Origin of the sequence: Thermocrispum sp., from assembly GCF_002919275.1 — a bacterium.
In the GTDB taxonomy this organism is placed as follows: domain Bacteria; phylum Actinomycetota; class Actinomycetes; order Mycobacteriales; family Pseudonocardiaceae; genus Thermocrispum; species Thermocrispum agreste.
The window spans coordinates 25,309-35,993 of record NZ_PKFA01000006.1 but is presented as its reverse complement, the minus strand read 5'-3'; the positions used below and the strand labels follow the sequence as shown (position 1 = coordinate 35,993).

The following is a 10,685-nucleotide window of genomic DNA, read 5'->3' as shown; positions in this document are numbered from 1 at the left end:
CAGCATGCGAGTGTTGCCCAACGTGTTGGGTTTGACGTACGGCAGGTCGAGGAACTCGGCCACGCCGGGGTCGGGGGAGCGACGCATCTCCTCGTAGACCTCGGGTGAGACCGGCGTTCCCTCGATCACCTTGAAGCCGTGCTTGCCGAAGAAGCGCGTCTCGAAGGTCAGCACGAAGATCCGCCGCAGCCCGAGCTCCCGTGCCGTCTTGATCAGCTCGGTGACCAGCGCGTCCCCGATGCCGCGGCCGCGCGCGGACCGGTGCACCGCGACCGAGCGGATCTCGGCCAAGTCTTCCCACAACACGTGCAGCGCCCCGCAGCCGAGCAGTCTGCCGTCGGAGGCCTGCTCGGCCACGTGGAACTCCTGGACGTCCTCGTACAACGTGACCAGCTCGCGCTCCAGCAGCACGCGGCCCGCATAGGAGTCGATCAGCGCCTTGATCTGGGGGACGTCCGCGATGCGGGCCTTGCGCACCACCACGACTTCCGGCTGCTGTTTCGCCGGGGAATCCGAGGATGGATTGGCTGGGGAGGAATCCTGCACGCGCCCAATCTAGCGCCAGCTACCCTGAAGCCTGTGTCGAATCCCACCACACCAGCCGACCGCGCCCGGCCGCGCCGCGTCACGCTCGTGACCCTGGGGTGCGCGCGCAACGAGGTCGACTCCGAAGAGCTGGCCGGACGGCTGCGTGCCGACGGCTGGGAACTGTCCGACGACGCCGAGCAAGCCGACGTGGTGGTGGTGAACACCTGCGGTTTCGTGGAGTCGGCGAAGAAGGACTCGATCGACACGCTGCTGGCCGCCGCGGACACCGGCAAGAAGGTCGTCGCGGTCGGCTGCATGGCGGAGCGGTACGGGGCCGAGCTGGCCGAGAGCCTGCCGGAGGCGCACGCGGTCCTCGGCTTCGATCACTACCCGCGGTTGTCCGAACGGCTCGCGGACGTGCTGGCTGGGCGCGCGATTCCCGCGCACACGCCGTCCGACCGGCGGAAGCTGCTGCCGCTGTCGCCGGTGGCGCGCCCGCAGGCGAGCACGTCGGTGGCCCTCCCCGGGCACGGGTGGGTGCCAACCGCGCGCAAGCGGCTGACGTCGTCGCCGACGGCGGCGCTGAAGATCGCCTCGGGCTGCGACCGGCGCTGCTCGTTCTGCGCCATCCCGTCGTTCCGCGGCTCGTTCGTCTCCCGGCATCCGGACGAGCTGGTCGCGGAAGCCACCTGGCTGGCCGAGCAAGGGGCGCGGGAGCTGTATCTGGTCAGCGAGAACTCCACGTCCTACGGCAAGGACCTCGGGCAGGGCGCCGGCCGGGCGCTGGAGGAGCTGCTGCCCAGGCTGGCCGGCATCGACGGGATCCGCCGGGTGCGGGTGTCGTACCTGCAGCCCGCCGAGACCAGGCCCGACCTGGTGAAGGTGATCGCGTCCACCGCGGGCGTGGCGCCGTACTTCGACCTGTCCTTCCAGCACGCCAGCCCGGCGATCCTGCGGCGGATGCGCCGGTTCGGTTCGACCGAGACGTTCCTGGCGCTCATCGAGCAGATCCGCGCCTACGAGCCGGAGGCAGGCATCCGGACGAACGTGATCGTCGGTTTCCCCGGGGAGACCGAGGAGGACGTGGACGAGCTGGAGCGGTTCCTCAGCGAGGCGCGCCTGGACGTGGTCGGCGTGTTCGGCTACTCCGACGAGGACGGTACGGAGGCGGAGCGCTTCGACGGCAAACTCGAGCGGCACGTGATCGACGAGCGGGTGCAGCGCATCCTGGACCTGGTCGAGCACCTCACCGCGGAGCGTGCGGAAGAGCGCGTGGGCGGCACCGTCGAGGTGCTCGTCGACCGGATCGAGGACGGGATCCCGGTGGGCCGTGCGGCCCACCAGGGACCCGAGGACGGGGAGTGCCTGCTGCACGGCGGGCCGGAGCTCGCCGACATCCGGCCGGGAGCGCTGGTGCTCGGCGAGGTCTTCGAGGCCGAGGGGGTCGACCTGCGGGTCAGGGTGATCGGACCGCAACCACCAGCCGAGAGGTCGTGAGCGACGGGTGAGCAAGGCCGGCGAGGCACCGCGAGCAGAACGACCGGAGCGCAAGGACACGGCGGGGTCGGCCACCGCGGCGACACCCCAGGAGCAGCCGCAGGCGAAGCCGGCGCGGGTGCCGCTGCTGAACGTGGCCAACCTGCTGACCGTCTCCCGCCTGGTGATGGTTCCGGTGTTCCTGGTCGCGCTGTTCCTCGGCAGCGAGCCGGACGGCGAGTACCACCTCGGATGGCGACTGGCAGCGGCCGTGCTGTTCGCGGTCGCCTCGCTGACCGACCAGGTTGACGGGTGGGTGGCCCGCAAGTACGGCCTGATCACCGACTTCGGCAAGATCGCCGACCCGATCGCGGACAAGGCGCTGACCGGGTCCGCGCTGGTGGGCTTGAGCCTGCTCGGCGAGCTGCCGTGGTGGGTGACGCTGACCATTGCCGCCAGGGAGATCGGCGTGACCCTGCTGCGGTTCTGGGTCATCCGGTACGGCGTCATCCCGGCCAGCCGGGGCGGCAAGGCCAAGACCATGGCCCAGATCGTGGCCATCGGGGTGTACCTGCTGCCGTTGCCGGACGCGGTCGACCCGGTGCGCTGGGTGCTGATGGGGCTGGCGGTGATCCTCACCGTGGTCACCGGGATCGACTACGTGATCCGTGCCCTGCGGCTGCGTGCGGTGGGGAGGCGAGTTGCCCAGTAGGGGAGAACGGTGAGCGAGCTGGCCGAGGGGATCGTCGCGCGGCTGCGCGCGCGTGGTGAGACGGTGGCCACCGCCGAGTCGCTCACCGGCGGTGGCCTGTGCGCCGAGTTGACCGCCGTCCCCGGGGCCAGCGACGTGGTCCGTGGTGGGCTCATCGTCTACACCGACCAGCTGAAGATCGAACTTGCCGGCGTTCCGCGCGATCTGCTCACCCGCGCAGGCGCGGTGGACGCCGACGTGGCGGCCTACCTGGCCGCGGGAGCCAGGGCACGATGCCACGCGGACTGGGGGATCGGGTTGACCGGCGTGGCCGGGCCGGGGCCCGCCGACGGTGTTCCCGCGGGGACGGTGTACGTGGGCATCGCCGACGCCGAAACCAGCTCGTCGTGGCGGCTGCAGTTGTCCGGGGACCGGGCCGCTGTGCGGCGTGCCACCATCGAGCATGCGTTGCGCCTGCTCGGGGAACATCTCTCTCGCTAGGGGCGTTGATGACGATGACGTCACCCACCGGCGCGTGACGTTCGCCCTCGGCGGAAAGTTCACACGCGAATCTGCGGTCCGGTGATCTCCCTGGGTAGTGTGGAATCACCCGGACCGAGCGGAGAGGAGGCTCGCGATGGCCGTGCTGTTGCGCGAGGCGATCGGTGACCGGCTACGTCATGCCCGCACCAACAAGCGGCGCACGCTGCGGGAAGTGTCCCGGTCGGCGCGGGTGAGCCTGGGCTACCTCTCCGAGGTCGAACGAGGGCAGAAGGAAGCCTCCAGCGAACTCCTCGCCGCGATCTGCGAAGCGCTCGAGCTGCCGTTGTCCGAGCTGCTGTACAACGTGGCCAGCGACGTGGCCGCGATGGACGCCATGGAGCTGGAGTCCCAGGAAGGCTCGCGGCAGCCGGAGAACAAGGGCGAGGTCGTCAAGTCCGGGGAGAACGTGGCGCTGCGCACCACGATCAGTTCGCCCGGTATGCAGGTCTTCGTCGCCTGATCGACGCCGGAGTTTCCGCAGTCCGTGCGGTTCGCCGCGCCCGTGAGCGCGGACGAATGCGGACAAGGCGGCGGCTTCTGCCGAGCGCATCCGCCTCATCTGCCGAAGAATGCCACGCGCCCGCGAACGTGCAGGTAGCGTGGACGTCGACCACGCATGCGCGGTCACCGTCGGTTACCTCGGCACGAGGACGCGACGGCGTCGACGGGTCCGCCCGGGGTCCCTTCCGGGGGATCCCTGATTTTCCGTGGGTCACCTGGTCGGTGCGGTGGGAACCTGACACGATGGAACCAGCCGCACACCGGAGGGGAAGAACGGCCGTTCCGCCGACTGCGGTGATCGGCGCGGAGTGCGAGCACAGACAACCGGGAAGCGAGAAGGCAGGCAGAGACGATGGCCAAGCCCAATCCGTTCGTGAAGTTCTGGAAGTACCTGATGGCGGCGTTCTCCAGCAAGATCGACGAGCACGCCGACCCGAAGGTGCAGATCCAGCAGGCCATCGAGGAGGCGCAGCGCAACCACCAGGAGCTGTCGCAGCAGGCCGCTCAGGTGATCGGCAACCAGCGGCAGCTGGAGATGAAGCTGAACCGGCAGCTCGGTGAGGTGGAGAAGCTGCAGGCGTCGGCGCGGCAGGCGCTGGTGCTGGCGGAGGAAGCGCGGGCCAAAGGCGACGAGAAGAAGGCGGCCGAGTACGAGGTGGCGGCCGAGGGTTTCGCCGCCCAGCTGGTGACGGCCGAGCAGAGCGTCGAGGACCTCAAGACGCTGCACGACCAGGCATTGCAGGCGGCCGAGCAGGCCAAGCGGGCGGTGGAACGCAACTCGCAGATGCTGCAGGCCAAGCTGGCCGAGCGGACCAAGCTGCTGTCGCAGCTGGAACAGGCCAGGATGCAGGAGCAGATCGCCAAGTCGCTGACCCAGATGACCGAGCTGGCGGCGCCGAAGAACACCCCGTCGCTGGAAGAGGTGCGGGAGAAGATCGAGCGGCGGTACGCCACCGCGGTCGGGTCGGCGGAGCTGGCACAGAACTCGGTGCAGGGCCGCATGCTCGAGGTGCAGTACTCCACCACGCAGTTGGCCGGGCACAACCGCCTGGAGCAGATCCGCGCCTCGCTGAAGGGTGAGTCGGTGGCCCAGGTGACCGACGGGAGCGAGGGCACCGCCAAGGCGGGCGCCGCCGGCGCCGTGGCCGACAAGCCCACGCCGAGCGCGGAGATCCAGGCCGAGATCGCCAAGCGCGTGCAGGCTGAGCAGAACAAGGCGTGAGCGGGCCGATGGACCTGGTCCGGCGTCCGGATCTGCGGGCGATCGCCGCGGAAGCGGCGCGGCAGTGGCTGGATTTCACCGATCCCGCGGCGCGTCACCGGCGGCGCACGGAGCGCGCCAGGCGCGGGGTGTTCGTCTGGTCGGTGCTGGCCGTGCTGAGCACGGTGGCCATCGCCTACGGCAACTGGGTCTTCCTCACCGCTTTGCTGGTCACGGGTGCCCTGGCGGTGCGTTCGGCGGTGAAGCTGCGCAGGCTGAATGCCATGACGCCGCCCCCGCCGCGCCGCCTGCTCCCCGCCAAGACGTCCGTGGCGCGGGAGCCGTTGCACCGCTTGCAGCGTGCCGAAGCGTCGTTGCACGACTTGCTCGAGCAGCTGTCCGCCCGGGGCAGCGGGGTGACCGTCGACGAGGTGTCGGTGGCGCAGGCCAGGCAAACGGCGGCACAGGCGGCTTCCGCGCTGCACCAGCTCGGTCAGCGCATCGTGGCGGTCGAGCGGGCGCGTGATGCCGCTCCGGCAGGCCAGCGGCAGGAGCTGACCGAAGCCATCCGGCAGCTGCGCGCCCAGCTGGACGAAGGGATCGAATCCTACGGCGGGTTGATCGCCGCGGCCGGCAAGGCGGTGGCGGCCAGGGACAGCGGCGTGGCCGGTGCCCAGGCGGCGTTGACCGACGCCACCGACCGGCTCGCCGGAATGGCCTCGGCGCTGCGCGAGCTCAACGGCACCTGAGGCCCGGTCCGCCCACCGCAGCGCCGGCCTCAGGCCCGCGGCAGTGTGCGGGCGATCTGCCGCACCAGCGCCGGCCCTGAGTAGATGAACGCGGTGTACAGCTGCACCAGGCTGGCTCCGGCGTCCAGCATGCGCAGCGCGTCGTCCGGGCCGCTGATGCCGCCGACGCCGATGATCGGCACCGTTCCGCCGGTCTGCTTGGCGACGAACCGCACCACGTGCAGCGCGCGTTCGGTCAACGGCTTGCCGGACAGCCCGCCGCTCTGCCTGCCGATGTGCTGTTCGTCCGGGTGCAGGCCGTCGCGGGCGAGCGTGGTGTTGGTGGCGATGATCCCGGCGACGTCGTGCTCGGCGGCCACCTCCAGCAGCTCGGCCAGCGCGTCCTCGGTGAGATCGGGGGCCACCTTGACCAGCAACGGTGTCCTGGGCCGGGCACCGGCCAGCTCACCGGACAGGTGCTGCAGCGCGGCGAGCAGGTCGTTGAGCGCCGCCCGGTCCTGCAGCCTGCGCAGGCCGGGCGTGTTCGGGGAGCTGACGTTGATCGCGAAGTAGTCCGCGTACGGATACAGCGCGTGCAGTGAGTGCTGATAGTCGGAGACCGCGTCGGCCAGCTCGGTGACCTTGGACTTGCCGATGCTCACCCCGAGCGGGACGGGCAACGGGCCGGTGGCCGCCAGCCGCTGGGCGAGCACGTCGGCCCCCGCGTTGTTGAACCCCATCCGGTTGACCAGCGCCCGGCTGCGCGGCAGCGCGAACAGCCGTGGCCGCGGATTGCCCGGCTGGGCGTACCTGGTCACCGTCCCGACCTCGACGAACCCGAAACCGAGCGCGGGCCACACCGGCAGTGCCAGCCCGTCCTTGTCCATCCCCGCGGCGAGCCCGACCCGGTTGGGGAACCGCACCCCGAACACCGTCACGGGAGCGTGCACCGCGTACCGGCGGCGCAGCGCGGACAGCAGCAAGGGCCGCTTGGCGACCCGGCGGAGCGCCGCCATCGTCCGCTCGTGCACCAGCTCGGGGTCGCCCCGGCCCACCCGGTACAGCGCCGGGCGGACGACGCGTTCGAACAGCTGTCCCGCCATGTCAGCGCTTGGCCGGCTGCGGTTCGTCCGGGCGCCGTGGCGCGTTCGCGGGTGGCCTGCGCACCGGCGCCTGCAGCGCGGAGCCGTTGGCCGAGCCGTTCCGCTCGGCGTCGCCCGAGGTCTCCTCCTCGTCCGCCTCGGGCGGCTCCAGGTGGTGCCTGCCGCGCCGGGACGAGCGCAGCATGCGCGCCAGGACCAGGTTGAACGCCAGCGCGATCTCCCGGCCCCCCGGGGTCGACCATTCGTGGATCGGCGTGCACGAACCGGCGGCCTGCTGCACGGCCAGCCGGTCCGGCAGCGCCACCGGCATGACCAGCTGCCCGAAGCTCTCCCGCAGTTCCGCGATCCGGTACATGTGCTCGTGCGACCGGCTGCGGAACTTGTTCACCACCACGCCGAGCGCGCGCAGGCGCGGGTTGTGCTCCTTGCGGGTGCGCTCGATGGCGGCGAACGCCCGCTGGGCGCCGGACACCGCGTACATGGTCGGCTCGGTCACCACCAGGGCGCCGGTGGCGGCGAGCAGCGCGGAGCGGGTCAGGCGGCCCAGCGACGGCGGGCAGTCCAGCAGGATCAGCTCGTAGCGCGGCCCGTTGGCCGGGTCGGCGTACCACGCGATGGCCCTGGCCAGGTTGGGCAGCGTGCCCTCGTCCGGACCCTCGTTGAGCTCTTCCAGCGCGTGGTTGCCGGTCAGCACATGCACCTGCTCGTCCCACGCCGAGCGGGACACGGCCTGGCTGAGCACCGGCGGGCGCGGGGTGGTGAGCACCTCGGCCAGGCCGAACTGGGCCGGCTGAGGGTCGAGCGTGGCGGTGGCGTTGCCTTGCGGATCGAGGTCGATCACCAAGGTCTTGATGCCACGGCGGAGGGCGGCGGACGCGAGACCGAGGGTCACGGTCGTCTTGCCGACACCACCCTTGAGGCTCAGCACGGCGACGGTTTGCACGGCACGAGACTAACCGCCCAGACGAGCGAGGCAACCCCCGACCGGCCTAGGCTTTGCCCATGCGGTTGGAGAGCGCGAGCGGTGTGCGCGGGGCTGACGTGGTCCACCGGGTGCTGGACGCCGAGCTGACGGCCGCGCGGCAGCGCGGCCGCGGGCAGCCCGTGGTGGTCGACGTCGGCGGTGGCAGCGGCGGCTGGGCCGTGCCGCTGGCCAGGGCCGGATGCGCGGTCACCGTGGTGGAGCCGAATCCGAACGCGGTCGCCACGCTGCATCGGCGCGCTGCGGACGAGGGTGTGGCGTCCCGGATCACGGTCGTCGCCGAGGACGTCGAGGCGTTGCCGTCGGCGATCGCGGAACGGTCCGCCGACCTGGTGCTGGCGCACGGGCTGCTGGAAGTGGTCGACGATCCGGCGGCGGCGCTGGCCGCGATCGCGGCCGTGGCGGCCGACGGCGGCGCGGTGTCGGTGCTGGTGGCCAACCGGTATGCGGCGGTGCTCAGCCGAGCCATGGCCGGGCGCCTGACGGAGGCGCGGGAACTGCTCGAGTCGGCCGACGGGGTGGTGCCCAGCGCCGAGCCGGGCGGGGAGCTGCTGCGGCGGTTCGACGTCGGCGGCCTGACCCGGCTGATCGAGGCGGCCGGGCTGCGGATCGAGGTGCTGCAGGGCCACGGTGTGGTGTCCGACGCGGTGGCCGACGCCGGTGACGGTGAGCTGACGGCATTCGAACAGGCCGCGGCCGGGCGGTCCCCGCTGCGGGAGATCGCGGCGCGGCTGCACGTGCTCGCGCGCAAGCATGGGGCGTAACACCGATCTTCCCGCCGACCGCGCCCGCTTCCGGGTGGCGGCCGGAACCGACCCGGCGGACTGGCCGGACGACACCGGCTGCGGCGTGCTGCACATCGACATGGACGCGTTCTTCGCCGCGGTGGAGCTGCGCAGCAGGCCCGAGCTGGCCGGCAGGCCGGTGATCGTGGCCGGCAGCGGGGCCCGGTCGGTGGTGTTGTCCGCCAACTATCCGGCGCGCAAATTCGGGGTGCGGTCGGCCATGCCGGTGGCGCAGGCACGCAGGCTGTGCCCGCACGCGGTGTATCTTCCGCCGTCGCGGGAGGCGTACCGGGAGATCTCCCGTGCCGTGATGGCGCTGTTCCACGAGTTCACGCCGCTGGTGGAGCAGGTCAGCGTGGACGAGGCGTTCCTGGACGTCAGCGGGGCGCTGCGGCGGCTGCGCACCACGCCGGCCAGGATCGGTGCGCAGATCCGGGCGCGGGTGGCCGCCGACCACGGCATCACCTGCTCCGTCGGTGTCGCCCCGGTGAAGTTCGTGGCCAAGCTCGCCTCCGGGATGGCCAAGCCCGACGGCATGGTCGTGGTTCCGGCCGCCGAGGTGGTGTCGTTCTTGCGCCCGCTCCCGGTGACGGCACTGTGGGGCGTGGGGGACAAGACGGCGCGAGCGCTGGAGCGCGCCGGGCTGCACACCGTCGCTGATGTCGCCGACGCGCCCGTCGCCAGGCTGAAGAAGGCGGTCGGATCCGCGCTCGGCGAGCACCTGCACGAGCTGGCACACGGTAGGGATCCGCGTCGGGTGGAGGTGGGCTCTCCCGACAAGTCGCTGGGTGCCGAGCACACGTTCGACGTCGACCAGGACGACGTCGAGGTGGTGGTGCGGGAGCTGCTCAGGCTGGCCGAGCGGGTGGCGGCAGGCATGCGGGCGAAGGGGCTGAAGGGTCGGACGGTGTCGATCAAGCTCCGGTTCGCCGACTTCACCACGATCACCAGGGCCAGGACGTTGCCCGCACCCACCGACGTGGCGCGGGAGATCCACGCTGCGGCGTCCGGCCTGCTGCGGGACAACGTGCCCGCCTCGGCCGCGGTCCGGCTGGTGGGCGTGCGGGTGGAGGGATTGACCGAATCGGCGGTAGCCGAGCAGCTCCGGTTGGGCGACGACGGAGTGCGGTGGCGGGACGTCGAAGTGGCCGCGGACGCGGCCCGCGGCAAGTTCGGCGAAACCGCCGTCCGGCCGGCCTCGTTGCTGGCTCCGCATGGCCGTTCACGTGCACGATCACCCGGCGGCAAGGCCGCAGGAAGGCCCGGGGACAGCGGGGCGGGGACGTGACCGAGAAGATGTGCGAAGAAGTGGTGGATCGGGTAGTCCTGAAGTGCCCGTGCTCGTATCCTGGAACCAGGAGACCGCAAGACGCCGGGGCGATGATGGTGTGGAACAGGTCGTGCGCTGAGCCGCCGACATGCTGCGAGAGGAGGACCGATGCCACTCTCCGAGCATGAGCAGCGGCTGCTGGATGAGATCGAGCAGGCTCTGTACGCGGAGGACCCGAAGTTCGCGTCCAGCGTGCGGGGCACGCGGCTGGGCAGGCCCTCGCGCGCTCGCAAGCTGCAGGGCGCCCTGCTGTTCCTGGTCGGAATGGCGCTGTTGCCGCTGGGTGTGATGATGCCGGTCCGGCTGGCCGAGATTCCGATCGTCAGCGTGCTGGGGTTCCTGCTGATGTTCTTCGGGGCGCTGCTGGTCGTGATGTCCTTCCGCGGCGAGCCCGACGGCGACGCGGTCGGCGGCAAGGCGGGCAAGGGCCCGGCCAAGACCAAGCGCAGCAGCTTCGCCCAGCGGATGGAGGAGCGCTTCCGCCAGCGGTTCGAAGAGGACGGCCGCTGAGCGCGGCGAGTGTTGCAAGCTCCGTCGTGCATCGGTCTTGATCCCGTGAGCGCGCGGAGGGCGGTCGTCAGCACCCGGTGTCCAGGTGCCACGGCGCTTGATCCGGTGAGCGCACGGACGGTCGGCGCTGCGGTGAGTGGCGGCTGGGCGGTCCCGACGGGCGGTCGTCAGTGGTCGGGCGGAGGGGACGACGTCTCGGCGGTCGACTGCGGTCGATACCACGTTCGCCCCGTGGGCAGGCGGGTGACGACGTGCCCCGGCCGGTGCGGAACCGCTCTCGCTGTCCGCTTTCCCGAGCGCACGCGAC

12 protein-coding genes are annotated in these 10,685 nt (G+C 71.5%); 9 read left to right on the top strand and 3 right to left on the bottom strand.

Annotated elements, in window-relative coordinates; all coding sequences use genetic code 11:
- Nucleotides 1–483: amino-acid N-acetyltransferase (locus CXP56_RS01460; protein WP_286899306.1), on the bottom strand; the 483-nt coding region annotated here is incomplete at its 3' end.
- A 96-nt stretch (nt 484–579) separates the two neighbouring features.
- Between CXP56_RS01460 and rimO the strand changes: the two genes are divergently transcribed.
- The 6 genes from rimO (at nt 580) to pspM (ending at nt 5,689) form a co-directional block, all read left to right on the top strand.
- Nucleotides 580–2,025 carry a 30S ribosomal protein S12 methylthiotransferase RimO gene (gene rimO / locus CXP56_RS01455; protein ID WP_038044362.1) on the top strand — a complete coding sequence of 482 codons (1,446 nt, stop codon included), beginning with the start codon at nt 580–582 and terminating at the stop codon, nt 2,023–2,025.
- Between the two features lie 118 nt (nt 2,026–2,143).
- On the top strand, nt 2,144–2,716 hold the full coding sequence (gene pgsA, locus CXP56_RS01450) for a CDP-diacylglycerol--glycerol-3-phosphate 3-phosphatidyltransferase (protein WP_038044445.1): 573 nt from the start codon (nt 2,144–2,146) through the stop codon (nt 2,714–2,716).
- A gap of 9 nt (nt 2,717–2,725) precedes the next feature.
- Nucleotides 2,726–3,196 carry a CinA family protein gene (locus tag CXP56_RS01445; protein ID WP_028846513.1) on the top strand — a complete coding sequence of 157 codons (471 nt, stop codon included), beginning with the start codon at nt 2,726–2,728 and terminating at the stop codon, nt 3,194–3,196.
- A gap of 136 nt (nt 3,197–3,332) precedes the next feature.
- The gene (locus tag CXP56_RS01440) at nt 3,333–3,698 is read left to right on the top strand and encodes a helix-turn-helix domain-containing protein (protein ID WP_028846514.1); all 366 of its coding nucleotides are present in this window, start codon (nt 3,333–3,335) and stop codon (nt 3,696–3,698) included.
- 393 nt (nt 3,699–4,091) lie between these two features.
- Nucleotides 4,092–4,961: a PspA/IM30 family protein gene (locus CXP56_RS01435; RefSeq protein ID WP_028846515.1), complete on the top strand. Its 870-nt coding sequence runs from the start codon at nt 4,092–4,094 to the stop codon at nt 4,959–4,961.
- Nucleotides 4,958–5,689 carry a phage shock envelope stress response protein PspM gene (gene pspM, locus CXP56_RS01430; protein WP_156899091.1) on the top strand — a complete coding sequence of 244 codons (732 nt, stop codon included), beginning with the start codon at nt 4,958–4,960 and terminating at the stop codon, nt 5,687–5,689. The genes CXP56_RS01435 and pspM overlap by 4 nt, the downstream gene beginning before the upstream one ends.
- 29 nt (nt 5,690–5,718) lie before the next feature.
- Here the strand turns inward: pspM and CXP56_RS01425 are convergent, their stop codons facing one another.
- Nucleotides 5,719–6,771, bottom strand: a complete 1,053-nt coding sequence (locus CXP56_RS01425; RefSeq protein WP_028846516.1) for a quinone-dependent dihydroorotate dehydrogenase — start codon at nt 6,769–6,771, stop codon at nt 5,719–5,721.
- 1 nt (nt 6,772) lies between these two features.
- The gene (locus tag CXP56_RS01420; RefSeq protein WP_084608878.1) at nt 6,773–7,714 is read right to left on the bottom strand and encodes a ParA family protein; all 942 of its coding nucleotides are present in this window, start codon (nt 7,712–7,714) and stop codon (nt 6,773–6,775) included.
- Between the two features lie 59 nt (nt 7,715–7,773).
- Here CXP56_RS01420 and CXP56_RS01415 point away from each other — a divergent pair, with 59 nt between their 5' ends.
- From CXP56_RS01415 to CXP56_RS01405, 3 genes are all read left to right on the top strand, one after another.
- The gene (locus tag CXP56_RS01415) at nt 7,774–8,517 is read left to right on the top strand and encodes a methyltransferase domain-containing protein (protein WP_028846517.1); all 744 of its coding nucleotides are present in this window, start codon (nt 7,774–7,776) and stop codon (nt 8,515–8,517) included.
- Nucleotides 8,507–9,826, top strand: a complete 1,320-nt coding sequence (gene dinB, locus CXP56_RS01410; RefSeq protein ID WP_286899292.1) for a DNA polymerase IV — start codon at nt 8,507–8,509, stop codon at nt 9,824–9,826. Before CXP56_RS01415 ends, dinB begins: the two co-directional genes overlap by 11 nt.
- A 150-nt stretch (nt 9,827–9,976) precedes the next feature.
- Nucleotides 9,977–10,378 (top strand): SCO2097 family morphological protein, encoded by a 402-nt coding sequence (locus CXP56_RS01405; protein ID WP_286899289.1) that lies wholly within the window; start codon nt 9,977–9,979, stop codon nt 10,376–10,378.
- Nucleotides 10,379–10,685: the final 307 nt, after the last annotated feature.

Coding starts and splice junctions, on each gene's coding strand:
- CXP56_RS01440 (WP_028846514.1), top strand. CDS start 3,333: ATGGCCGTGCTGTTGCGCGAGGCGATCGGTGACCGGCTACGTCATGCC.
- CXP56_RS01435 (WP_028846515.1), top strand. CDS start 4,092: ATGGCCAAGCCCAATCCGTTCGTGAAGTTCTGGAAGTACCTGATGGCG.
- CXP56_RS01425 (WP_028846516.1), bottom strand. CDS start 6,771: ATGGCGGGACAGCTGTTCGAACGCGTCGTCCGCCCGGCGCTGTACCGG.
- CXP56_RS01415 (WP_028846517.1), top strand. CDS start 7,774: ATGCGGTTGGAGAGCGCGAGCGGTGTGCGCGGGGCTGACGTGGTCCAC.
- dinB (WP_286899292.1), top strand. CDS start 8,507: ATGGGGCGTAACACCGATCTTCCCGCCGACCGCGCCCGCTTCCGGGTG.
- CXP56_RS01405 (WP_286899289.1), top strand. CDS start 9,977: ATGCCACTCTCCGAGCATGAGCAGCGGCTGCTGGATGAGATCGAGCAG.